Here is a 24,013-nt window from a genome sequence, read left to right on the forward strand (position 1 = left end):
ATGGCGGAACACGGGCAGGGCCTTCTGGCGGGCAAGCGGGGCATCGTCCTCGGGGTCGCCAACAACCGCTCGATCGCCTGGGGCATCGCCCGCAGCGCCCGCGCCCACGGGGCCGAACTGGCCTTCACCTACCAGGGCGACGCCCTGCGCAAGCGCGTGGAGCCCCTCGCCAAGGAACTCGACGCCCACGTGATCGGGCACTGCGACGTCACCGAATCGGCCACGATCGACGCGGTCTTCGCGGAGGCCGCGAAGGTCTTCCCCGACGGCATCGACTTCGTCGTTCACTGCGTCGCCTTCTCCGACAAGGACGAGCTGACGGGCCGCTACATCGAGACCTCCGAGGACAACTTTACCAAGTCGCTCCTGGTCTCGTGCTACTCGTTCACCGCGGTGGCCCAGCGCGCCGAGAAGATCATGCGCCCGGGCGGCTCACTGGTGACGCTGACCTATTACGGCGCCGAGAAGTGGATGCCGCACTACAACGTCATGGGCGTCGCCAAGGCGGCGCTGGAGGCGTCGGTGCGCTACCTCGCGGCCGATCTCGGACCGAAGAACATCCGGGTCAACGCGATCTCGGCCGGCCCGATCAAGACCCTCGCCGCCTCGGGCATCGGCGATTTCCGCTACATCCTGAAGTGGAACGAGTACAACGCGCCCCTGCGCCGGACCGTGACGATCGGCGAGGTCGGCGAGACCGCGTCCTACCTCGTCTCCGACATGGCGGCCGGGATGACCGGCGAGATCCTCCACGTGGATGCCGGCTACCACGTGGTCGGCATGAAGAACCCCGAGGCGCCGGACCTCACCCTCGACAAGGATTGAGGCCTCGGTCGTCCGGGGCGCCGTGATCTGCGACGGCGCGACGGCCTGCGTGGCGCCTCCGCCCGGGTCTCTCGGCCGCGCCCGTGGGGAAGGCGGCGCGACCAGGCTGACCATCGTCACGCCTCGTCCGCCTCGTCGAACTCCCCCGAGAGCTTGAGGCCGTCGATCCAGGTCTCGCCGTCGCGCTTGATGACGGTGCGCGGCCGGACGTTGCCGTGCTGCGCGATCCCCGCCGCCAGCCGCTGCGAATGCGTCACGAGCCAGACCTGCGTCCGCTCCGCGGCCCGCGCGATCAGCCGCGCCAGGGGATCCATGAGATCGGGATGCAGGCTGGTCTCGGGCTCGTTCAGCGCGATGAACGGCGGCAGCCGGTAGCCGAGCAGCGCTCCGGTCAGGGCGAGGTAGCGCAGGGTGCCGTCCGACAGTTCCGGCGGATCGAAGGTCCGGGCGGGGAAGTCGGGGAAGCGCAGGCCGAAGCTCGCGTGACGGCCGGGCTCCGGGAGGACGAGCGCCGCGCCCGGGAAGGCTCCGTCGACGGCCGCGTCGATCTCGGTCGTGTCCTGCCGGATATGCGCCAGGGTGGCGAAGACGGCGGCGAGGTCCGCGCCGTCGGACGCGAGCGTCGGCGTCGTCACCGCGAGGCAGGGGCGACGCAGGGGCGACTCGGCATCCGTCCGGAAATCGTGGTGGAAGCGCCACCCCGTCAGGGCGAGGCGGACCGCGGCGATCTCCGGATGGCCGGTGGCGTCGAGGAGGCTCCCGAGGGCGGTCTCGGTGGGCAGCAGGTCCCCGCCGAGGGCGCGCTTCCGGCCCTCCGCGTCGCGGACGAACCCGCTTCGCCCGTCGCGATCGAGGATCACGGCCGTGCGGCCGCGGGTGCGGACCGTCAGGCGCTCGGTCTTGACCTGCGGCTCCTTCCGGAAGGCGGCGCCGAAGGTGGTTCCGCCGACCTGCTGCACCAGCCCGATCTCGACCGCGTAGACGAAATCCTGCGCGATCGTGTCGTGGCGGAGGGTCGCCGACAGGCAGATCCGCGCGGCCTCGCCCTGCCGCCGGCGGCCGGCCCAGAGGGCCGAATCCATGCCGCCCTCGGCGGCGAGGTCGCGGGTCAGGGTTCCCCGGGCGGCGGCCTGCAGAAGCTCCAGGGCCCGGTAGAGGTTGGTCTTGCCGGTGCCGTTGCCCCCGACGAAGACCGACAGCGCGTCGACCGGGAAGCTGATCCGCCGCAGCGAGCGGTAGCCCGAGACCGCGACCTCCCGAACCACCAGCATCCCGGGCTCTCCCGCCTCAGTCCGGAACCGTCAGATCCGCGATGCCCTTGGCGGCCTCGGGGAATCGCGGGTCCATGGCCTCCAGCGTATCCGCCACGGTCCGGGCAATCACGTAGTTGCGGAACCACTTGTGGTTGGCCGGCACCACCAGCCACGGCGCCCGGGCCGTCGAGCAGCGGCCGAGGGCGTCCGCGAAGGCCTGCTGGTAGGCGTCCCAGGACTTCCGCTCGACCAGGTCGGCCGGGTCGAACTTCCAGTGCTTCTCGGGGTCGGCGATCCGGGCCTCCAGGCGCTTCTTCTGCTCCGCCTTGGAGATGTGCAGGAAGAACTTGAGGACCGTCGTCCCCGATTCGACGAGCAGGCGCTCGAAATCGTTGATCCGGCCGTAGCGGCTCTGCCAGACGGCGTCCGGCACGAGGCCCTTTACCCGCACCACGAGCACGTCCTCGTAGTGGCTGCGGTTGAACACCCCGATCATGCCGCGCCCCGGCACGCGGGCGTGGTAGCGCCACAGGAAATCGTGATCGAGTTCCTCGCTCGAGGGCACCTTGAACGAGGCCACGGCGCAGCCCTGCGGGTTCACCCCCTTGAGCACCGACCGGATCGTGCCGTCCTTGCCGCCGGTGTCGATCGCCTGGAAAACCAGCAGCAGGCTCCGGGCGCGCTCGGCGTAGAGGCGTTCCTGGAGGGCGACGATGCGCTCGCGCTCCGTGGCGAGGGCGTCCTTGGCCCAGTCCTTGTCGAGGCCGCCGACATCGTCGGGATCGACCGTGCCGAGATCGACGGGCGCGCCCGGCTCCACCGCCACGATGCCCGGCGCGGGGCGGATCGGCACCGGCCCGTGCTGGCCGAGCGCCGCCGGGACGGACTCGGCCACGGCGTCGACGCTGCCGGCCCAGCGGGCCGTCGACGGGCGGTGATCCACGGTGGGGCCATGCAGATCGGCCTCACCTGTCATGCCGTCATCGCGTTTGTGGCCGCGATGATGCTTGCCGTGCTTCTTGGACATGGGGCAGGACCTGTTTCCGGATATTGCCGACCGACGGCGAGAACGGCCGGTAATCCAGGCTGTTCCGAACGCCTGTGCAGGACGGGGTTGAGAGGTTGGGTACGATCTACTTCATCCGGCACGGCCAGACCGCCTGGAACGCCGAGGGACGCCTCCAGGGTGGGCGCGACACCGACCTCAACGCCCAGGGCGAGGCGCAGGCCGCCGCCGTGGCGGAGCGCCTCGCCGCCGCGGCGGGTCCGGCGCTGGCGGCGGCCGAGTTCGTCGCGAGCCCGCTCAAGCGCACCCGGCGCACCATGGAGATCCTCAGGGCGACCCTCGGCCTGCCGCCGGAGGCGTACCGCACCGATCCGCGCTTGCGGGAGATCGGCTTCGGCAGCTGGGAGGGCTCAACCTGGGCGGAGATCCGGCGCCGCGACCCGGCCGGGGCTGCCGGCCGCGACCGCGACCGCTGGCACTACCGCCCGCCCGGCCTCGGCGCCGAGAGCTACGCCGGCCTCGTCGAGCGCGTCGGCCCGATGATCGCGGCCCTGGAGCGGGACACGGTGATCGTCGCCCATGGCGGCGTCGCGCGGGCCGCCCTGGTGGCCCTCGGCCACCTCGACATCTACGCCGCGCCCCGCCTCGGCATCCGCCAGGGCGAGGTCCTGATCCTCGAGCCCGGTGGCTGGCGCTGGGCTTGATCCTGTGCGCCGGCGCAGTGCAAAGCCGCCTCGATAACGGCATGATCGGCAGGCTATAGGGCGGCGGCCAGGACAGGCGCCGGCTCGAGCGGCCGGCCAGCGGAGCAGCGGATGAGCGACGTCGCCGAGAAGACCCGGCCCGGCCCGGCGGCCGGGGAGCCCGCGCCTCTCGGGAACGCGGCGGCGATCCTGCGCGGCGACCACCGGCCCGACCTGATCCGCGACGAAGTCCTGGCCGAGATCTTCCTGCACTCGGCCGCGACCCGGCCCGGCCATCCCTGCCTCGTCGACGGCGCCCGGGTCGAGGCTGGGGGCGTCCACCCGCACCTGACCTACGCGGACGTCGCCGCCCGGGCCGGCCGGATCGCCGCCGGCCTCGTCCATCGCGGCATCGGTCCCGGCGACGTCGTCGGCCTGTGGATGGCCCGCGGCCCGGACCTCCTCGTCGCGCAGATCGGGATCACGATGTCGGGGGCGGCGTGGCTGCCCTTCGATGCCGAGGCGCCGGCCGACCGGGTAGGCGTTTGCCTCACCGACGCGGGCGCGAAGGCGCTGCTCGTCTCCCCGGCGCTCGCCGCCGCGGCGCCGGACGCCGCGCCCGCGTTGACGCCCGCCGACCTCGACGCCGGAACGCCCGCCGACGCGCCGGTGCCGGACCCGCGCGCGGCCGGGCTGACGCCCGAGCACCCCGCCTACCTGATCTACACCTCCGGCTCGACCGGCGTGCCCAAAGGCATCGTCATCAGCCACGCCAACATCTGCCACTTCCTGAGGTCGGGGAACGCCCTCTACGGGATGCGCGCCGACGACGTGGTCTTCCAGGGCGCCTCGGTGGCGTTCGACCTCTCGATGGAGGAGATCTGGGTCCCGTACCTCGTGGGCGCGACCCTGTTCGTCGCGAGTCCCGCCATGATGGGCGACCTGGAATCGCTCCCCGGCATCCTGGAGGCCGAGGGCATCACGGTGCTCGACACCGTCCCGACGCTGCTGGCGATGATCTCCGGCGACCTGCCGCGGGTCCGCCTCGTCCTGCTCGGCGGCGAGGCGCTGCCCGAGCCGCTGATCGCCCGCTGGGCGACGGGCGGGCGCCAGCTGTTCAACACCTACGGGCCCACGGAGGCCACCGTGGTGGCGACCGCGGCCGAGATGCGCCCCGGCGAGCCGGTGACGATCGGCGGCCCGATCCCGAACTACTCCGTCTACGTCGCCGGCGAGGACCTTTCCCTGCTCGGCCGCGACCAGCAGGGCGAGCTGCTGATCGGCGGTCCCGGCGTCGCGCGGGGCTACCTCGCCCGTCCCGAGCTGACGGCGGAGAAGTTCATCGCCAACCCCTTCGCGTCGGACGGGACCGACCCCGTCCTGTACCGTTCGGGCGACGCGGTCTCCCTCGATGCCGCGGGCCGGATCGTGTTCCACGGCCGGATCGACGACCAGGTGAAGATCCGCGGCTTCCGCGTGGAGCTGGGCGAGATCGAGTCCCGGATCCGCGCGGTGCCCGACATCAACCAGGCCGCCGTCGTGCTCCGGCAGGACGACGGCGTCGACCGCCTCGTGGCCTTCCTGATCCCGGAGCGGGGCCGGTCCATCGACGCCGCCGCCCTGCGCCGGACGCTCGCCGGGCAGATGCCGCCCTACATGGTGCCCGGCCATTTCGAGGTGGCCGAGACGCTCCCGCGCCTGACCTCCGGCAAGGTCGACCGCAAGGCGCTGAAGATCGCCCCGCTCACCGTGGTCGCCGCGGACGGCGAGCAGGAGCCGCCCGCCAACGAGACCGAGGCGGCCCTCGTCGCGGCCGCCAAGCAGATCTTCGGCAACCAGCCGATCGCTCTCGAGGGCGACTTCTTCTCCGATCTCGGCGGCCACTCGCTCCTGGCCGCCCGCTTCGTCTCGGCGGTGCGCGAGAATCCGCCGCTCGCCGGTATCACCCTGCCCGACGTCTACGCCCTGCGCACCGTGCGGGCGATGGCCGACGCGCTCATCGCCCGCACGGGCGGGATGGGGGCCGGGGCCGCGACGCGCGACCTGAGTTTCGAGCCGCCGCCGCTGCTGCGCCGGGCGCTCTGCGGCCTCGCGCAGCTCGTCGCGCTACCCTTCGTGATCGCGCTGGCCACCGCGCAGTGGCTCGGCATGTTCGTGACCTACCTGCTGCTCACCGGCGGGGGATTGAGCTTCTTCGCCGAGCTCGGGGTGCTTCTCCTCGTCTACGTGGCGATCAACGGCGTGACCGCGGTGGCGGCGGTGGCCGGCAAGTGGCTGATCCTCGGCCGGACCAGGCCGGGCCGTTACCCGCTCTGGGGCACCTACTACTACCGCTGGTGGCTCGCGCAGCGGCTGGCGCCCCTCGTCCACGTGAAGTGGCTGCAGGGCTCGCCGGCCATCGCGATCTACCTGCGGCTCATGGGCGCCAATGTCGGCCGCGACACCCTGATCTCCGACATCGAGATCGGCGCGCCCGACCTCCTGACCATCGGCGACGGCGCGTCCCTGGGCGGCCGCCTCGTCATCGCCAACGCCGAGATCGTCGGCAACGAGCTGGTCATCGGCACGGCCGAGATCGGCGCGGACGCGGCGGTCGGGACCTCCTGCGTGATCAGCCACGACACGGTGATCGGCCCGCAGGCGGAGATCGCCGACCTGACCACGATCCCGGCGGGCTCGCGGGTCGGCGCGGCCGAGCGCTGGGACGGCTCGCCCGGCCGCAAGGTCGGCATGGCCGAGCCGTCGGACCTGCCCGCGCCCGCCGAGGCGTCTTTCGCGCGCCGCGCGGCCTTCCTGGCGGCCTACGTCGTGCTGCTCGGCGCCATCCCGGCGGTCGGCCTGCTGCCGATCTTCCCGGCCTTCTTCATCTTCGACCAGATCTCGGACTCGCTCTCCGACATCACCGACGTCGACTACCACTGGTACCTGCCGATCCTCACGTGGCCCACCGCCATGCTGATGACCGCCGGCACGGTGCTGCTGATCGCCGGCATCCGCTGGATCGTGCTGCCGCGGACGCGGTCCGGCACCTACTCGGTCCACTCGCTGTTCTACCTGCGGAAATGGTCGCTGGCCCTCGCGGTCGAGGTGACGCTGGAGACGCTCTCGTCGCTGTTCGCGACCGTCTACATGCGGGCGTGGTACCGGCTGATGGGCGCCAATATGGGCCACGGTGCCGAGATCTCGACCAACCTCGCGGGCCGCTACGACCTCGCCGAGGTCGGCGCGAAGAACTTCGTCGCCGACGAGGTGGTGTACGGCGAGGAGGAGATCCGGCGCGGCTGGATGCACCTGGAGCCGACCCGCACCGGGGCGCGGGTCTTCGTCGGCAACGACGCGGTGGTGCCGCCGGGCGCCGTCATCCCCGACGACGTGCTCATCGGGATCAAGTCGAAGCCGCCCGAGAACGCCGCGATGAGCCCGGGCGAGACGTGGTTCGGCTCGCCGCCGATCCGGCTGCCGGCCCGCCAGAAGGTCGATCTCGGCTCGACTGCCCAGACCTACGAGCCCGGCGCGTGGCCGAAGATCCGGCGCGGCGTCTTCGAGGCCTTCGCGACCTCGTTCTCGCCGATGCTCTACATCACCCTCGCGATCACGGCGATCGACTGGTATTTCTACCCGGCCATCCTGGAGCAGGACTGGTGGGGGCTGGCCTACAGCTTCGTCGGGGCGAGCGTCGCCATCGCGCTGATCCAGTCCTCGGCGGTCATCGCCATGAAGTGGCTGCTGATGGGCGTCTACAAGCCCGGCATGCAGCCGATGTGGTCGTGGTGGGCGATGCGCACCGAGGCGATCGCGGTGGCCTACTGGGGCCTCGCCGGCAAGGTGCTGCTCGAACACCTCCAGGGCACGCCCTTCCTCCCCTGGGTGCTGCGGCTGTTCGGCGTGAAGGTCGGCAAGGGCGTGTGCATGCTCACGACCGACATCACCGAGTTCGACTGCGTCACCATCGGCGACTACGCCACGATCAACCGCGTCTCCGCGCTGCAGACCCACCTCTACGAGGACCGGATCATGAAGATCGGCCGCGTCGTCGTCGGGCGCGGCGTCTCGGTCGGCGCGTTCTCGACCGTGCTGTACGACACGAAGGTCGGGGATTACGCCCGCCTGCGGCCGCTCACCATCGTCATGAAGGGCGAGTCGATCCCCGCCAACACCGAGTGGGAGGGCGCGCCCGCGGTCCCGGTGGTCCACCGCGCCTGACCGACGGAACACGTCTAAGGTTCCGGCTCGCTGGCGGCGTGTCGGAGCGCCGCGGCTCGATCTGCGGGAGACGCCGGCACGGTGATGGCCTGTCCGACCCCGGCGTCTCAGGACCGTGCGGGGAGGGGGCAGGCCAAGGTCAGAGCCGGGCGGCGTCGCCGAAATCTGCGCAAGAGCCCCGCTAGACTCTGGGACGAATATGCCGGTGTACTAGCACCTTTGTCCCGTGTTGGAATTCTAATCTAGCTTATTGTGGCTTCCTCTTGGATAGAGTGTTATCGTGCCGAGGCCCGGATCGTTGCTCGGCCAGACTGCGATGCGGGGCGGGGACGGCGCCGACGTCCGGGTCGAGGATTGACAGTCGTCCGTGCAGCTTGATCCCGCCACCCTGCTGGTCGTCAGCGCGGCGACGACCTTCCTGGTCGGCACGCTGTTCATGGCCTCGTGGCGGCAGGCGCCCGAGTCGCGCGTGCTCGCCTACTGGGGTGCGGCGCATCTCGTGGGCGCGGCCGGATCGGCCGGCCTCGCGCTGCGCAATCAGATCCCCGACCTGATCTCTGTGGGCTTGGCCAACGCCGTGGTGCTCGCCGCCTACGGTCTCATCTGGAGCGGCGTCCGCTCGTTCGAGCACCGCGAGCCGCGGCTGGGTATCGCGACGGCCGGCGCCCTGGGCTGGTGCGTCCTGTGCCTGATCCCGACCTTCTACGCGTCGATCGAGGCCCGCATCATCTACGCCTCGGCGGTGGCGGCGCTCTACTGCTGCGCGGCGACCGCGGAGATCTGGCGCGGTCGCGCCGAGCGGCTCGCCTCCCGGTTCGCCGCCGCCGCCATCCTGGGGCTGCACGGCACCTTCTACGTCGTGCGGATCCCCGCGACGCTGGTGGCGCCGCCGCAGCCGGGTCTCAGCCCGCTCGCGTCGCCCTGGGTGGCGATCCTGTGCTTCGTCACCCTCATGTTCTCGATCGCCTCGGCCTTCACCTTCATGGCGCTGGTCAAGGAGCGGGCCGAGCGCGAGCAGCGCATCGCCGCCTCCACGGACGCGCTCACGGGCGTGCGCAACCGCCGGGCCTTCGCGCAGGCCGCCGAGGCCGCGATCGCGCGGCACGGCGACGCCGCCCTGCTGCTGTTCGATCTCGACCGGTTCAAGGCCGTCAACGACCGCTTCGGTCACGGGGTCGGCGACGCGGTCCTCGTCGGCTTCTGCACCATGGCGATGACCCTGCTGCCCCGCGAGGCTCTGCTGGGCCGCCTGGGCGGGGAGGAATTCGCCTGCCTGCTGCCGGACGTGTCGCCCGCCGAGGCCCTGGCCCGGGCCGAGGAGCTGCGCCAGACCTTCGCGCAGCTCAGCATCCCCGAGCTTCCGGCTCTGCGCGTCAGCGTCAGCATCGGGATCGCGCAGGCCCGCGCCGGCATCGCGTTCGACGCGCTGATGCGGCGGGCCGACACCGCCCTCTACGTCGCCAAGAACGGCGGGCGCGACCGGGTCGCCGTGGCGGAGCCCGCCGCGACCCGCGCCGCCTGAGGCGGGCGCGGGCCGCTCACGCGAGGGCGCGGGCGGCTTCCGAGACCTTGCGGACCGAGGCGTCGACCACGCCCGCCGAGGCCGCGATCTCCGCCATGGCGGCGTGGACGGCGGCGACGCTCTGCGCGGCGGACTGCATGTTCTCGGTCATGTCGCGGGTCACCGCGGCCTGCTCGGTGACGGCGGACGACACGCTCAGGGAGATCGCGCTGAGCTGCTCGATCGTGGCGCCGATCCCGTCGATCGCCGCCACGGCCCGGGAGGTCTCGGCCTGCACGGCGGCGATCTGGGTGCCGATCTCGCCGGTCGCCTTGGCGGTCTGCTCGGCGAGCGCCTTCACCTCGGCGGCGACGACGGCGAAGCCCTTGCCGGCGACCCCGGCGCGGGCCGCCTCGATGGTGGCGTTCAGCGCGAGGAGATTCGTCTGGTCGGCGATGGAGCGGATCAGGCTCACCGCCGCCCCGATCCGGTCGGCGGCACCGGTCAGGCCCACGACGATCGCCCCCGCCTCCTCGGCGCGGGTGACGACGAGGTCCACCGACGATTTCGCCTGCAGGGCGTGGCGGCTCAGCTCCTCGATGGAGGCGGCGAATTCCTCGGAGCCGGCGGCGACCGCCTCGACGTTCCGCGCGGTCTGGCTCGAAGACTCGGCGGTGTCGTCGGCCTGCCTGACAACCCGGCTCATCGAGTCGCGGATCGCCGCGATGTCGGCGTCGATGGCGCGCTGGCCCTCGGCCCGGCGCTGCCGATCCTCGACCTGACGGGTGACGTCGGTGGCGAACTTGACGACGGCGCAGGGCCTGCCGTCGGCGTCGAGGATCGGGTTGTAGGCGCCGAAGATCCAGACGGTGCGGCCGCCCTTCCCGATCCGCCGGAACTCGCCGGCCTGATACTCGCCGTTGCCGAGGGCGGCCCAGAACGCCGCGTAGCCGGCGCTCGCCGCCTCGGCCTGCGGCAGGAACATCCGGTGATGCCGCCCGCAGATCTCCTCGAGGGTGTAACCCATGGTGGACAGGAAGTTGGCGTTGGCGTCCGTGATCGTCCCGTCGAGGGCGAAGGTGATCACCGCCTGTGAGCGGTCGAGCGCCGCGATCTGACCGGCGTGGCGGGCGTTGCGGGCGCGCTCCTCGGTGATGTCGGTGGCGAGCTTGACGACCTTGGTCGGCCGGCCGCGCCGGTCGAGGATCGGGTTGTACGAGCCCTGGATCCAGACGACCTCGCCGGACTTCGCGACGCGGCGGAAGGCGCGGGCCTCGTGCTGGCCGGCGCGCAGCCGGTCCCAGAACGCGGCGTAGTCCTGGCCCGCGCGGTCGTCCTCCGGAACGAACACCCGGTGGTGCTGGCCGCGCACCTCGTCGAGCGTGTAGCCCAGAAGGTCGAGGAACAGCGCGTTCGCGTCGGTGACGGTGCCGTCGAGGTCGAACTCGACCCGCGCCATCGTCCGGTCGATCGCCGCGAGCAGGGCGTCGTCGCGTGAACCAAACATCGCCATCGGAGCCTGTGCCCGCCTGATCTGTAGAGTGGTGACGATCATAGGGGGACGCGCTTAAAAATCCGTCAATGGCATGTTCTCGCCGGGGTGCGAGCGGTCGCGCGACCGTGGAAGTCTGTCTAGCCTATATCGATTGTAGAGAAATGTATTTTCGCGGGCGTCGATCCGTGTCGACGTATATATCATGCCCGGTCGATCGCGGGATATTGCAGCTCTCTGTCGCGTGGCCGGGATTGTGCGGCCGGTCATGCCTGGGCGCTGCCGCCCCGGTTGCCCGGCTCGCGGCCTGCGCTAGGAGGGGGCCGAGAGCCGGCGGCACGACGCGATCGAGGCCGATTCGCGGCACGGCACTGACGGGAGACCCGACATGGACGAGGCCACACGGATCGATCGTCTGGAGATGCGCCTCACCGAGCAGGACGCGACGATCGAGGATCTGAACCGGACCGTGACCGAGCAGTGGCGCGTGATCGACCGGCTCGTCCGGCAGCTGGACCTGCTGCGGGAGCAGGTGGAGGAGGCGGCTGCCCGGGCGGCGCCGCGGGGGCCGGAGCCGCCGCCGCCGCACTACTGAGGGGAGGGGCCGGTGCGCCGCGGCGCACCGGCCGAGACGTCAGAAATTCGCCTGCGTGACGAACTTGGTGACCAGGTAGGCGTCGAGGGCCTCCGGGCCGCCCTCGCTGCCGTAGCCCGAATCCTTGACGCCGCCGAACGGGGTCTCCGGCAGGGCGAGGCCGTGGTGGTTGATCGAGATCATGCCGCTGTCGACCGCGTTCGACACCCGCGCCGCCCGCTCGGCGGACCGGGTGTAGGCGTAGGCCGCGAGCCCGTAGGGCAGGCGGTTCGCCTCGGTGAGCGCCTCCTCGTCGTCGGAGAACCGGTTGATCATCGCCAGGGGACCGAAGGGCTCCTCGTTCATGATCCGGGCGGTCAGCGGCACCTCGGTGAAGACCGTCGGCTCGAAGAAGTTGCCCTGGTTGCCGATGCGCTTGCCGCCGGCGCGCAGCGTCGCGCCGCTCGACTCGGCGTCCGCCGCCAGCGCCGTGACGGCGTCGAGGCGCCGCCCATGGACCAGCGGGCCCATCTTGGTCTCGGGATCGAGCCCGTCGCCGACCTTCACCGACTTGGCGAAGGTGGTGAAGCCCTCGACGAAGCGGTCGAAGACCGAGTCGTGCACGAGGAACCGGGTCGGCGAGACGCAGACCTGGCCGGCATTGCGGAACTTCGAGGGGGCCAGGACGGCCACCGCCTTCTCCACATCGGCGTCGCCGAACACGATCGCGGGGGCGTGGCCGCCGAGCTCCATCGTGGCGCGCTTCATGTGCTCGCCCGCGAGCGCCGCGAGCTTCTTGCCGACGACCGTCGAGCCGGTGAACGAGATCTTCCGGATCACCGGGTGCGGGATCAGGTAGGTCGAGATGGCCTCGGGATCCCCGTAGACCAGCGAGAGCGCGTCGCCCGGAATGCCGGCATCCAGGAAGGCGCGGACCAGGGCAGCGCAGCTCGCCGGCGTGTCCTCGGGACCCTTCAGGATCACCGTGCAGCCGGTGCAGAGCGCCGCCGAGATCTTGCGGACCGCCTGATTGATCGGGAAGTTCCAGGGCGTGAAGCAGGCCACGGGGCCGACCGCCTCGCGCACCACGGCCTGCAGCACGCCGTCGGCGCGGCCCGGGATGACGCGGCCGTAGGCGCGCTTACCCTCCTCGGCGAACCAGTCGATGATGTCCGCCGCGGCCAGGGTCTCGATCCGCGACTCGGCCAGGGGCTTGCCCTGTTCCAGGGTCATGATCCGGGCGATCTCCTCGACGCGGGCGCGCAGCAGGTCGGCCGCCTTGCGCATCACCTTGGCGCGCTCGAAGGGGGCGACTTTGCGCCAGGCCGGGAAGGCGCGTGCGGCCGCCGCCAGGGCCTCGTCGAGATCCGCCGTGGTGGCGACCGCGCACTGGCCGATCGTCTCGCCCGTGGCGGGGTTCAGGACCCCCAGGGTGTCCCGGTCGGCACCCGCGCGCCAGCGCCCGGCGATGTGAAGCTCGGTATCCGGATACATCGGTCGATTCCCGCTCGGCCGCACCATCGGCCGCAGGCGGAATGTGGCGATGTGGCGCGCCCCGGCAATCCCCGCGGCGGCATGGCTGGCGCCGACTGTATTCAGGCGGCGGCGCGGGCGGGCTCCGGCGCCTCGACGAGGGTCGCGGTGCCGTGGCGGGCGCGCAGGGTCGCGCCCTTGGGGACCACCCGCCAGCCCTCGCGGCAGCCGTCGATCGGCTCCGAGACCACCACGATGCCGCCCGGCCCCTCGCGGTAGTACAGGCTCGGCGGACGGCCGTCGCAGGCCCAGCGATAGGCGGTCAGCGTCTCGCCGTCCGTGAGCAGCGCGGTGAAGCGCAGCGGCTCGCAGACATTCGCCGCCTCCATCAGCTCACGGACGGTCTTCAGCGTCCGCGCCATCGCGCCGACGGGATCCGCCTCCAGGCCGTTGGCGAGGGCCAGGAGGAAGATCGCCTCCGAGTCGGTGCTGCCGCGGCGGTGGTCGTAGTAGGAATCCGGGATCAGCGCCTCCAGGCGCCGCTTGATCCGGTGGTAGCCGCCGATCTGGCCGTTGTGCATGAACAGGTGGCGTCCGTACACGAAGGGATGGCAGTTGGCCCGGGCGGTGGCCGTCCCGGTCGAGGCGCGCACGTGGGCGAAGAAGGTCCGCGCCCGCACCTGCCCGCAGAGGTTCACCAAGTTCTCGTCGGACCAGGCCGGGGAGATATCGCGATAGACACCCGGCTCGGGCCGCTCCGCGTACCATCCGATGCCGAAGCCGTCGCCGTTGGTCTCGGTCTTCCCTTCGTCGGCGTGCAGCGACTGGTGCACCAGCGAGTGGGTCGGCGCGCAGACGAGGTCGGAGAGGAAGACCGGCTCACCGCTGTAGGCGAGGAAACGGCACATGTCGGACGATGATCCTTCAGCTCTGGGCCGCGTTCGGTCCGGCGAGACGCCCCCGCGCGGGTGGGGACGTTCGGTCGCAGGACGTTAACAGTCGGTCCACTCCGGTGAACAGTTTCTTAACCGCCCGGAAACTGCGCCATTTTCGTGCGTTCCGCATGAAATTGGGGCCGTCTGTCCGCAGGGCAGGCATTCGCCGTCCGAGCGAGGCGACTCTTGTGAGCCGCCTCATGAAGGATCAGCATGGCCGAATCGGGGAATCAGAAGTTCGCCCTACAGGCGACCGCCCGACGCGGGGCAAGGCACCGGCATCAGGAGACTTTAATGGATCGCGCAACGCCCGATAGTTCCGCCCCCGTGGCGCTCGTCGTGGAGGACGACGCGGCTGTGCGCGATCTCGCGACGGCGGTGCTCGAGGAGACCGACCTCGGCGTGATCGCCTGCGAGAGCGCGGAGGCGGCGCTCTCGGTGCTGGAGCGCGCGGACGTGACGGTGGCGCTTCTCTTCGCCGACGTGCGCCTGCCCGGTGCCATGGACGGAGTGTCGCTCGCCCAGGCGGTGAAGCGGCGCTGGCCGGACGTGCGCGTGGTCGTCACCTCCGGCGCGAGCCGGGACGCGCGGCTCCCGGACCAGGCGGTCTACATGCAGAAGCCCTGGCGGGCCCTCGACGTGCTGGTCCAGGCCGAGCACGCCACCATGGCGGCCAAGGCGGCCTGAGCTGGCGGCCAAGGCGGCCTGAGCTGGCGGCCCGAGCGCGCGCCGGCCGACCCCCTTCACGTCATCGCGAGCGCTGCGACCCGATCGCCGCCCGGCTGCGGCGCCGGGACCTCGAGCTGTTCCGGCTCGTGTCGCCGCGGGTCGGAAGGGTGACCCGGTTCGAGACAGCCGCGCCATGCCCCCTCTCCCGTGCGGGAGAGGGGACCCCGCGCCACACGCGGCTCGCGTGACCGGGCGCCTCCATCCGGCCGCGACGCAACCCAAAGAAAAAGCCCGGCCTGCGCGCGCAGGCCGGGCTTTCTCGTGACCGGAGAGATGTCGCTCAGGCGGCGGGGGCCGGGCTGACCGGGGTCTGGCCGGCGGCGTTGCCACCCTGGCCCTGCGCGGCGGACGGCGACGGGAAGCCGGGACGGCGGCCGCCGGCGGGGAAGCGGGGCTTCGGCTTCGGCGCGGCGATCAGGCCCTCGCGGATCGCGGTCTTGCGGGCCTGCTTGCGGGCGCGGCGGACGGCCTCGGCCTTCTCGCGAGCCTTGCGCACGGACGGCTTCTCATAAGCCTTGCGCTGCTTCATCTCGCGGAAGATGCCCTCGCGCTGCATCTTCTTCTTGAGGACGCGGAGCGCTTGATCGACGTTGTTGTCGCGAACGAGTACCTGCAACGGACTTGATCCTCTGGACCTGGATATCTGGGTTCACGTGGCCCGCCGCCGATCTGGAAACCGGCAACGTCCCTCGCCCGGTGAGAACCCGGGAGGGACGGGAACGTCGGTTTCCGAATCGGCGTGGAGCTCACGCCTTGACGGGGCTATTACACCAAGCGCGCACCAGTTCCAACCTGTCCGCGCGATCCATCTGCGCCTGCGCCGTGCTAGGTTGCGCGGATGAGACACGACGACTCGCAGCAATTCGCCAGCGACAACTATTCCGGCATCTGCCCGGAGGCCTGGACGGCGATGGAGGCGGCCAATCGCGGCCACGCCCCGGCCTACGGCGAGGACGCCTGGACTGCCCGGGCGGCCGACGCGTTCCGGGACCTGTTCGAGACCCCGTGCGAGGTGTTCTTCGCCTTCAACGGCACGGCCGCCAACGCGCTGGCCCTGGCGGCGTTGTGCCAGTCCTACCACAGCGTGATCTGCGCCGACTCGGCCCATGTCGAGACCGACGAGTGCGGCGCGCCGGAATTCTTCTCGAACGGCTCGAAGCTGCTGACCGTCCGGACGGAGGGCGGCAAGCTCACGCCGGAGGCGATCCGCGGGCTCGCCCAGAACCGCAGCGACATCCACTTCCCGCGGCCGCGCGTGGTGACGATCACGCAGCCCACCGAGACCGGGCAGGTCTACAGCCTCGCCGAGCTGCGGGCCCTGTCGGCGACCTGCCGGGAGCTGGGCCTCGCCCTGCACATGGACGGGTCGCGCTTCGCCAACGCCTGCGCGAGTCTCGGCTGCAGCCCGGCCGACATGACGTGGCGGTCGGGCATCGACGTGCTGTGCTTCGGCGGGACCAAGAACGGCATGCATGCCGGCGAGGCGGTGGTGTTCTTCGACGCCGCGCTCGCCGAGGATTTCGGCTACCGCTGCAAGCAGGCCGGACAGCTGGCCTCGAAGATGCGCTTCCTCGCGGCGCCCTGGGTCGGCATGCTGGAGAGCGGCGCGTGGCTCAGGAACGCGGCCCACGGCAACGCCTGCGCCCGGCGCTTCGCCGAGGCGGTCGCCGGGCTGCCGGGCGTGCGGGCGCTGTTTCCCGTCGAGGCGAACGCGGTCTTCCTGACGATGCCCGCGGCCACGATGGAGGGCCTGCGCGCCCGGGGCTGGCGATTCTACACCTTCATCGGCGGAGGCGCGCGCTTCATGTTCGCCTGGGATGCCCGGCCCGAGCGGGTCGACGAGCTGGTCGGCGACCTGCGCGCGCTGGCGGCCGCGGCGGCCTGAGCCGCTGGACACAGCGGTTCGGAGCCGCACCGGAGGTGTTTCGCGCGCCGGTGCCGGGTTTCCCTCAGCGGTGTGAGTACGCTGGCGCGACGTGCGCTCGCGATGACGGAGGGATCGGAAACCCGGGCTCGAGAGGAATGGAACCGCGCGAGGCCGCGGTTCGCCCCCTACAGCAGCGCCAGATCCGCCGGGTCCGCGCTCGGGAAGACCCGCCGCAGGCTCGCCGGGTCGAGCCCGTAGAGCCGCCGGATCAGGCCGCCCAGCAGCCCGCGATAGTCGGTGAGTACGGGATAGTCCCGGTTCTGGAACAGGTGCGCCTCGTCGGTCCGCACCTGCGGCCCCGCGATCCGGCCGCCGCGCACCCCGCCGCCGAGGATCCAGTAGACGCTGCCGTGCCCGTGGTCGGTGCCGCGGCTGCCGTTCTCCCGGAAGGTGCGCCCGAACTCCGACAGCACGACCACCACCGTGTCGGACCAGCCCGGCCCGATCTCCTCGGCGAAGCCCGCGAGGCCGCGCCCCAGCTCGCCGAGCCGGTCGGCGAGGTAGCCGGTGCCGGCGCCCTGGTTCACGTGGGTGTCCCAGCCGCCGACATCCACGAAGCCGAGGTTGAAATTCTCGCGCATCAGGCGGCCGATCCGCCGGGCCGACAGCTCGAAGCCCTTGGGCGAGACCGCCCCGCGGTCGGCCTGGCCGGCATGGTCCGAGATCGTGTGGTAGACCGCGTCGCGCACCCGGAACCCCTCGGTCACGGCGGCGGCCAGCTTGGTGTCGCTGTACATGGCGGCGATCAGGCGGGCCTGCCGGTCGTCGATGCCGGGCTTGCCGACGCCGTTGATGGCGATGTTGGGCACCGTCTCGCCGCCCCGGAAGATCAGCGGCATCTGGTCGGTGAAGGCGATCGGCCGGACCCGCGTCAGCTCCGCGGCGAGCCGGGCCATGAAGCCGGAATTGTAGTCGCGGGCGGCCCCGACCGTCTGGCCCATCTCGATCGTGTCCTGCGTCTCGAAATGGCTCCGGGTCAGGTCGTCGGTGCCGGCGAACGGCACGAAGGCGGCCTGGCCCCTGGCGTAGAGCGGCAGGAGCGTCTCGCGCAGCGCCGGGTGCAGGCTCCAGTCGGCGTCGAGCGCCAGCGCCGCCCTCGGGTCCGACGCGTCGGGCTTGGCGATCGCGAGGTTCGGCCGCGACCGGTAGTAGAAGTCGCTGCCGGTCGGGATCACCACGTTGGCGGCGTCGTAGGCGCCGCGCAGGAACACCACGAGGAGGCGCGCGTCGGCCTTCGGGGCGGCCCAGACGCGGCCGGCCACCGTCGACAGGCCGAGGGCCGCGGCGGCGCGGATCAGGTCGCGACGGGTCATCGCATGAACTCCGGCGAGGCGAGGTAGAGGGTGTTCCAGTCCTGCGGCGAGACGGCCTGTGCGAGGGCCGCCCGCGTCGCCGCCGACAGGGTGCCGGACAACGCCGCGAAGTAGAGCCCGTTCGCGAGCACCGGGAAGGCCGGCTCCTCGGGCTGATCGGGCAGCGCCGGCTTGAACAGGCCGGCCGAGCCGGACCCGATCTGCCGGGCGACCTCGAACCGCGTCGCGAGCTGTCCCGGCCCGGTCCAGGCGGCCGCATCGAGGGGGTAGCCGTCCGGCGTTGAGCGGTTGAACAGGCCCTCGCCGAGGCGGTTCAGCCAGCCGAGCACCGGGCCGGCGTTGCGGATGACGCGCTCGTCGTAGGCCATGCGCAGGGCCGAGAAGACGTAGCGGACCGGGTCCTTGAAGGCGCCGGCGCGCCCGGCCGCGAGGGCCGGCTCGCGCACCAGCGCCTCCATCACGGCGGCGATGTCGCCGTCGGTCCGCGTGAAGACGGCGGCGAGCCGGGCGACGAGCGCGTCGTCGGGCGGCTGACCGAGGAAGTAGGTCGCCAGCGCCCGGGAGACGTTGGTCGCGGTGGCGGGGTTGCGGGCGATCAGGTCGACCGCCTCCTCGACCTCGGCCCAGCCGCGGCCCCGGATGCGCGTGCCGAGGAAGACCTTGTCGCCGTAATCGTGCCGGTCCGGGTTGAACGCGAACAGGCCGTCCCGGCGGAAATCGGCGGCGTGCTCGGGGCGGAGCTTCGGGGTCTCGGGCTTCATGTCGAGGCCGACGCCGCTCAGGATCCGCGCCAGCGCCTCGACGTCGCCCTGCGTGTAGCCGGAGCCCACGCCCATCGTGTGCAGCTCCATGATCTCCCGGGCGTAGTTCTCGTTCGGGCGGCCCGCCGCGTTGGAGTCGTTGTCGAGGTAGCGGAGCATCGCCGGGTGGCGCAGGCTCGCCATCAGCAGGTCGCGGAAGTGCCCGAGCACGTGCGGGCGGATCGCCGTGTCGAGGTAGTCGCCCACGGCGGCACGCAGGGTCGACTTCCCCTGGTGAACGTTGAACCGGTTGAACCAGAACCACGTCAGCCGCTCGCGCAACTGGTCGGGGCTGTAGAGCGCCCGCAGCACCCAGACGGAGGCGGCGTTCCGCGCGGCCGTGTTGAGCGCCGCCTGGAAAGCCTGCTGCGCGGCCTTCCTGGCCTCGGGATCGGCGATGTCCTTGGCGGCCTTGGCCTGCGCGTTGAGGGCCTGGGCCCGCTCGAACAGGCTCCCCGGCGGGGTCAGCGCGTCGACCTGCGCCTGGGCGGCGGGCGGCAGGCGCGATTCGGCCGGCGGGTGGAGCTGCGCGGTGAGCCAGCGGGCCCGCCCCTCCGCGGTGAGCCGCGCGAAGGCCGACGGCGTGGCGCCCCAGGTCAGGGCATCCAGGAAGGCGGCGTCGGCCGCGGCGCGCTGCGGCGCCTCGGCCGCGCGGGGCGCAGGGCCCGCCGCGGCGAGCAGCAGGGCGGTGACCAGACAGCAGCGTGGTGCGGCGCGCGACATCGGGGCCTCGCGGAGCGGGGATCGGCCGGGGAAGCGTGGTGCCGCCCCCCTGTACGGTGCCTGAAAGGCGGCCCGATTCTGCCGCCGTCTTTGCCAATATCGGGGCTTGCCGCTACACGATCCTGAGACCGCGCGAGTGCCGCGCCGCGCACCACCACGTTCCGCCGACCCAGGGCGTTCGCTCCATGCTGATGCAGACCAAGACCGAGGCGAGGCCGGCCGATCCGGTGTCGCGGCGGCGCACCTTCGCGATCATCTCCCACCCCGACGCGGGCAAGACCACGCTCACCGAGAAGCTGCTGCTGTTCGGGGGCGCGATCCAGCTCGCCGGCGAGGTGAAGGCCAAGCGCAACCGGGTCTCGACCCGCTCCGACTGGATGGGCATCGAGAAGGAGCGCGGCATCTCGGTGGTCACCTCGGTGATGACCTTCGAGTACGGCGACTGCGTCTTCAACCTGCTCGACACGCCCGGCCACGAGGATTTCTCGGAGGACACCTACCGGACGCTGACGGCGGTCGATTCGGCCGTCATGGTCATCGACGCCGCGAAGGGCATCGAGGCGCGCACGCGGAAACTGTTCGAGGTCTGCCGCCTGCGCGACATCCCGATCGTCACCTTCATCAACAAGCTCGACCGCGAGGCCCGCGACCCGTTCGAGCTGCTCGACGAGATCGAGAATACGCTGGCGCTCGACGTCGCCCCGGTCACGTGGCCGATCGGTACCGGTCGCAACTTCTCCGGGACCTACGAGCTCGGCGGCAACCGCGTGCGCCGGCTCGACGCGGCCGAGGATGCCGGGATGGTCCCGGTCTCGGGCCCCGGCGACACGCTGTTCGACGAACTGCTCACCGAGGACGGCGCGGCCGACGCGTGGCGCGGAGAGGTGGAACTCGCCGAGGGCGGGCTGAAGCCGTTCGACCTCGACGCGTTCCGCGAGGGTCACCTGACGCCGGTCTTTTTCGGCTCGGCACTGCGCAATTTCGGCGTGCGCGACCTGATCGACGGTCTCGCCAAGGTTGCGCCGCCGCCCCGCGGCCAGGACGCGGACAAGCGGCTCGTCGAGCCGACCGAGCCGCGCATGACCGGCTTCGTGTTCAAGATCCAGGCGAACATGGACCCGAACCACCGGGACCGCATCGCCTTCATGCGGGTCTGCTCGGGCAAGCTCAACCGGGGCATGAAGGCCCGGCTGGTGCGCACCGGCAAGCCGATCTCGCTCTCGGCGCCGCAGTTCTTCTTCGCGCAGGACAGGGCCATCGCCGACGAGGCCTATGCCGGCGACGTGGTCGGCATCCCGAACCACGGTACCTTGCGCATCGGCGACACGCTCACCGAGGGCGAGGACATCGTGTTCCGCGGTGTGCCGAGCTTCGCGCCGGAGATCCTGCGCCGGATCAAGCTCACCGACGCCATGAAGGCCAAGAAGCTGCGCGAGGCGCTCCAGCAGATGGGCGAGGAGGGCGTCGTCCAGGTCTTCGTGCCGCAGGACGGCAGCCAGGCGATCGTCGGCGTTGTCGGCGCTCTGCAGCTCGACGTGCTGAAGGAGCGTCTCCAGGCCGAGTACGGCCTGCCGGTCGATTACGAGACCTCGCGCTTCTCGGTCTGCCGCTGGGTGTCGTCCGATTCAGAGGCCGAGCTCGACAAGTTCATCGACTCGCACGGCTCGGCCATGGCCAAGGACCTCGACGGCGCCCCGGTCTTCATGGCGACCACGGCCTTCTCGCTCCGCTACGAGGAGGAGCGCTACCCGGCCGTGCGCTTCACCGACGTGAAGGATTACCAGAAGCGGGCGGGGTGACGCGTTGCGGCGCCGGCTCGTCTTCGCGGGCGCCGCGTAGCGATCCGGGGGATCCCGACCTTCGGTGAGGCCCCGCCGCCCTGGGTCTCTTCGCGGCCCTCGCGGGGGCGGCGCGGCCTCAGAACTTCCCGAGCATCGGAAATTCGACGCTCAGGGTCGATTCGGACGCGATCGGCGCCTCGCGCTTGCGCGGCTTGCGGTTGAGCACCTGCTTCAGCTTGGTCTTCAGCACCGCCATGTCGAACGGCTTGAGGATGAAGGCGTCCGCGCCCGCCTGGTGGGCGAGGTTGATGTCCTCGAAGTCGAAGGACGACTCGGTGAGCATGAAGGGCGTGTTCATCAGCGTGTCGTCGGCGCGGATCTCGCGCAGCAGGCTGATCCCGTCCATCGGCTCCATGTCCAGATCGGAGATCACCAGGGCGTAGCGGCGCTGCCGCATCCGCTCCAGCGCCTCGGGGGCGCTGGTGACGCCCTCGACATCCGGGAAGCCGATGCGGGTCATCAGCATCACGATCAGCCGCAGGAGCTTCTCCTGATCGTCGACGATGAGAATCGGGGGCGTATCGCTCTCGGACATCGGCGGCTCAGATGAAGAGGTGGTCGATGCCCTGACGGGACATCGCGTCGGATTGGAGCGACAGGCACAGCCCGTGGATCGCGGACGCCTTCGGCGTTCCGCGCTGGAGCATCGGGAGAAGGTTGGCCTTGGCGAACAGCGTGTCGTTCCCGACCGTGCGCTGCGCGCTCTTGAACGAGTGGACGAACTCGCGCTTGGCGATCTCCCGCCACTCGCTGATCTGGACGTCGCGGTGGCGGCTGTCAGCGCTCACGCGATCGAAGGTCTCGTGCACCGACGTGCGCTCGCCCTCGATCACTTGGCAGGCGAAGTTGCCCTCGATGACCAGGAAGCTCGTGATCACCGCGAACTCGTTCTTCTTCTGGGCGGTGCGTCCGATCTCGCTGATCTGCTCGGACCGCTTCGCCGCGTCCGACGACAGGTTAAGGCGCGAGAAGTAGATGATGTGGACGAGGCTCGTCCGTTTCGCCCGCATGATCCCGAGATCCGAAATCCGTACCCGTTCAGCGCTTCCGGACAGGACTCACCGCGCGTGGCCCCGGCCCGGCGGCATCATCGCGCGCGCCGAATAACACCGCGTAAACGCGACGGGCGGATCTGCCGGGCGGGATCGCACGGGGTGTGGACGTGACCCGGCAGGATCTGCCGGGCGCGCCGTCGAGACCGGCGAACCCTGCCGGGCCGGCGGCAGCACACGCTCGATCTATCAAAGGCTTAGCCCTGGCACGCCGGTTGCGGCAGCCCCGGCCTGCGGGCCGAAGCGGCGCGCATCGGGATCGTTCGCCATGGATCTTTTCTCCGCGCTGCAGACCTCGGTCTCCGGACTCCAGTCGCAGTCCTACGCCATCAGCAACATCTCCGGGAACATCGCGAACTCGCAGACGACCGGCTACAAGCGCATCGACACCAGCTTCGTCGACCTGATGTCCGAGAAGACGCCCGACCGGGAAATCGCGGGTTCGGTGTTGGCCAAGTCGCAGCTCACCAACACGCTGGCCGGCAACATCGTCTCGTCGAGCGTGCCCACCAACATGGCGATCAACGGCCAGGGTTTCTTCACCGTCGTGCAGAAGACCGGCGACGCGAACGGCGCCACGACCTTCGGCGGCACGGACCTGTACACGCGCCGGGGCGATTTTGCCCAGGACAAGGACGGCTACCTCGTCAACGGCGCAGGCGGATACCTGACCGGCTCCAACCTCGATCCCATCACCGGACAGACGACCAGCATCGGTCCGATCAAGATCGGCAACGCGACGCTGCCGGCGCAGGCCACCACGACGATCACCTACGCCGCCAACCTGCCCTCGACACCGAGCACGTCGGCGTCGGCGACGTCGGGCTCCGATCTCTACAATCAGAACACCGCGGCCGTCGTGACCTCCGGATCGGGGCAGACCGGCGTCAAGGTCGACTCGACCCAGACCGGCGCGGTCTCGACCTTCATGAGCAACAGCATCGCCGGCCCGTCGCTGCCGGTCTACACGTCGACCGGCGCGCCGCTCACGCTGACGACCCGCTGGGCCAAGGTCCAGGACGCGACGACGACGCCGGCTCAGCCGGCCGTGTGGAACCTCTACTACTCCACGAATCCGAGCGCGCTCAGCACGTCCGACTGGAACAACGTGGGCACGGCCTTCACCTTCGACTCGACCGGCAAGCTCACCTCGCCCTCGACGAACCCGATCGCGCTCGGGCCCGTCACCATGGGCGACTACACGTTCCCCAGCCTCACCATGAATCTCGGCTCGTCCGGCCTGACGCAGTACGCCGACACCACCGGCGCGGCGACGACCAACGCGCTGACGCAGAACGGCAACAGCTCCGGCACGCTGACGAGCGTGGCCGTCGGTCCGGACGGCAAGGTCAACGGCACCTTCTCCAACGGTTCGGTCGTGGCACTCGCCTCGGTCGGTGTGGTCCAGTTCGCCAATGCGGACGGGCTGAAGGCCGATACGAACGGGAACTATCTTCAGACCGTCGATTCGGGGCCGCCGCTCTCGGGGCTCAACGGCAGCACGATCTCGGGTGCCAGCAACGAGCAATCGAACACCGACATTGCGTCGGAATTCTCTAAGATGATCGTAACCCAGCAGGCTTACTCTGCGAACACGCGCGTCATGTCGACGGCCCAGACGATGATGTCTGATCTGCTGAACGTGATCCGCTGAGTGAGGGTGCGAATCGAGCCGCGGAGGCC

General features: G+C 71.0%; 19 protein-coding genes. 9 read left to right on the plus strand and 10 right to left on the minus strand.

The features are described from left to right. Nucleotides 1-825 carry an enoyl-ACP reductase FabI gene (gene fabI, locus BKE41_RS29285; RefSeq protein ID WP_012322413.1) on the plus strand — a complete coding sequence of 275 codons (825 nt, stop codon included), beginning with the start codon at nucleotides 1-3 and terminating at the stop codon, nucleotides 823-825. Nucleotides 826-941: 116 nt separating this feature from the next. Here the strand turns inward: fabI and BKE41_RS29290 are convergent, their stop codons facing one another. Then, a complete protein-coding gene (locus BKE41_RS29290; protein WP_059409450.1) occupies nucleotides 942-2,096 on the minus strand; it encodes an AAA family ATPase in 1,155 nt (384 codons plus the stop codon). 16 nt (nucleotides 2,097-2,112) lie between these two features. Then, nucleotides 2,113-3,105, minus strand: a complete 993-nt coding sequence (locus BKE41_RS29295) for a polyphosphate kinase 2 family protein (RefSeq protein WP_024828040.1) — start codon at nucleotides 3,103-3,105, stop codon at nucleotides 2,113-2,115. A 95-nt stretch (nucleotides 3,106-3,200) separates the two neighbouring features. On the opposite strand from BKE41_RS29295, the gene BKE41_RS29300 reads away from it, so the two are divergent. The 3 genes from BKE41_RS29300 (at nucleotide 3,201) to BKE41_RS29310 (ending at nucleotide 9,492) form a co-directional block, all read left to right on the plus strand. Next, nucleotides 3,201-3,788, plus strand: a complete 588-nt coding sequence (locus BKE41_RS29300; RefSeq protein WP_012322416.1) for a histidine phosphatase family protein — start codon at nucleotides 3,201-3,203, stop codon at nucleotides 3,786-3,788. 111 nt (nucleotides 3,789-3,899) lie between these two features. Next, nucleotides 3,900-7,970 (plus strand): Pls/PosA family non-ribosomal peptide synthetase, encoded by a 4,071-nt coding sequence (locus tag BKE41_RS29305; RefSeq protein ID WP_071000587.1) that lies wholly within the window; start codon nucleotides 3,900-3,902, stop codon nucleotides 7,968-7,970. Between the two features lie 367 nt (nucleotides 7,971-8,337). Further along, nucleotides 8,338-9,492: a GGDEF domain-containing protein gene (locus tag BKE41_RS29310; protein WP_024828037.1), complete on the plus strand. Its 1,155-nt coding sequence runs from the start codon at nucleotides 8,338-8,340 to the stop codon at nucleotides 9,490-9,492. A 16-nt stretch (nucleotides 9,493-9,508) separates the two neighbouring features. Here the strand turns inward: BKE41_RS29310 and BKE41_RS29315 are convergent, their stop codons facing one another. Continuing rightward, the gene (locus BKE41_RS29315) at nucleotides 9,509-10,984 is read right to left on the minus strand and encodes a PAS domain-containing methyl-accepting chemotaxis protein (RefSeq protein WP_071000588.1); all 1,476 of its coding nucleotides are present in this window, start codon (nucleotides 10,982-10,984) and stop codon (nucleotides 9,509-9,511) included. Nucleotides 10,985-11,351: 367 nt separating this feature from the next. On the opposite strand from BKE41_RS29315, the gene BKE41_RS29320 reads away from it, so the two are divergent. Next, complete coding sequence (locus BKE41_RS29320) at nucleotides 11,352-11,558, plus strand: SlyX family protein (protein WP_012322420.1); 207 nt, start codon at nucleotides 11,352-11,354, stop codon at nucleotides 11,556-11,558. A 39-nt stretch (nucleotides 11,559-11,597) separates the two neighbouring features. Here the strand turns inward: BKE41_RS29320 and BKE41_RS29325 are convergent, their stop codons facing one another. Beyond that, nucleotides 11,598-13,031, minus strand: a complete 1,434-nt coding sequence (locus tag BKE41_RS29325) for an NAD-dependent succinate-semialdehyde dehydrogenase (RefSeq protein ID WP_071000589.1) — start codon at nucleotides 13,029-13,031, stop codon at nucleotides 11,598-11,600. Nucleotides 13,032-13,132: 101 nt separating this feature from the next. Further along, nucleotides 13,133-13,918, minus strand: coding sequence for a class II glutamine amidotransferase (locus BKE41_RS29330; protein WP_012322422.1), 786 nt, complete (start codon nucleotides 13,916-13,918; stop codon nucleotides 13,133-13,135). A 321-nt stretch (nucleotides 13,919-14,239) separates the two neighbouring features. Between BKE41_RS29330 and BKE41_RS29335 the strand changes: the two genes are divergently transcribed. After that, complete coding sequence (locus BKE41_RS29335; protein ID WP_012322423.1) at nucleotides 14,240-14,632, plus strand: response regulator; 393 nt, start codon at nucleotides 14,240-14,242, stop codon at nucleotides 14,630-14,632. A gap of 322 nt (nucleotides 14,633-14,954) precedes the next feature. On the opposite strand, the gene rpsU is transcribed toward BKE41_RS29335, so the two are convergent. After that, a complete protein-coding gene (gene rpsU / locus BKE41_RS29340; protein ID WP_012322424.1) occupies nucleotides 14,955-15,290 on the minus strand; it encodes a 30S ribosomal protein S21 in 336 nt (111 codons plus the stop codon). A gap of 222 nt (nucleotides 15,291-15,512) precedes the next feature. Between rpsU and BKE41_RS29345 the strand changes: the two genes are divergently transcribed. After that, nucleotides 15,513-16,559: a low specificity L-threonine aldolase gene (locus BKE41_RS29345; protein ID WP_012322425.1), complete on the plus strand. Its 1,047-nt coding sequence runs from the start codon at nucleotides 15,513-15,515 to the stop codon at nucleotides 16,557-16,559. A gap of 167 nt (nucleotides 16,560-16,726) precedes the next feature. On the opposite strand, the gene BKE41_RS29350 is transcribed toward BKE41_RS29345, so the two are convergent. Together BKE41_RS29350 and BKE41_RS29355 are read right to left on the minus strand one after the other, a co-directional pair. After that, nucleotides 16,727-17,914, minus strand: coding sequence for a DUF1501 domain-containing protein (locus tag BKE41_RS29350; RefSeq protein ID WP_029359720.1), 1,188 nt, complete (start codon nucleotides 17,912-17,914; stop codon nucleotides 16,727-16,729). Continuing rightward, nucleotides 17,911-19,437: a DUF1800 domain-containing protein gene (locus tag BKE41_RS29355; protein ID WP_071000590.1), complete on the minus strand. Its 1,527-nt coding sequence runs from the start codon at nucleotides 19,435-19,437 to the stop codon at nucleotides 17,911-17,913. The genes BKE41_RS29350 and BKE41_RS29355 overlap by 4 nt, the downstream gene beginning before the upstream one ends. A 185-nt stretch (nucleotides 19,438-19,622) precedes the next feature. Between BKE41_RS29355 and BKE41_RS29360 the strand changes: the two genes are divergently transcribed. Then, entirely contained in the window at nucleotides 19,623-21,236 is a 1,614-nt protein-coding gene (locus BKE41_RS29360) for a peptide chain release factor 3 (protein ID WP_071000591.1), read from the plus strand. A gap of 118 nt (nucleotides 21,237-21,354) precedes the next feature. On the opposite strand, the gene BKE41_RS29365 is transcribed toward BKE41_RS29360, so the two are convergent. Together BKE41_RS29365 and BKE41_RS29370 are read right to left on the minus strand one after the other, a co-directional pair. Continuing rightward, nucleotides 21,355-21,813, minus strand: coding sequence for a response regulator (locus tag BKE41_RS29365; RefSeq protein WP_012322429.1), 459 nt, complete (start codon nucleotides 21,811-21,813; stop codon nucleotides 21,355-21,357). A gap of 7 nt (nucleotides 21,814-21,820) precedes the next feature. Further along, nucleotides 21,821-22,288 carry a BLUF domain-containing protein gene (locus tag BKE41_RS29370; RefSeq protein WP_012322430.1) on the minus strand — a complete coding sequence of 156 codons (468 nt, stop codon included), beginning with the start codon at nucleotides 22,286-22,288 and terminating at the stop codon, nucleotides 21,821-21,823. Between the two features lie 310 nt (nucleotides 22,289-22,598). On the opposite strand from BKE41_RS29370, the gene BKE41_RS29375 reads away from it, so the two are divergent. Then, nucleotides 22,599-23,984 (plus strand): flagellar hook-basal body complex protein, encoded by a 1,386-nt coding sequence (locus tag BKE41_RS29375; protein ID WP_024828033.1) that lies wholly within the window; start codon nucleotides 22,599-22,601, stop codon nucleotides 23,982-23,984. The last annotated feature ends 29 nt before the right edge of the window (nucleotides 23,985-24,013 follow it).

This window comes from Methylobacterium sp. C1, assembly GCF_001854385.1.
Classification (GTDB): Bacteria; Pseudomonadota; Alphaproteobacteria; order Rhizobiales; family Beijerinckiaceae; genus Methylobacterium; species Methylobacterium radiotolerans.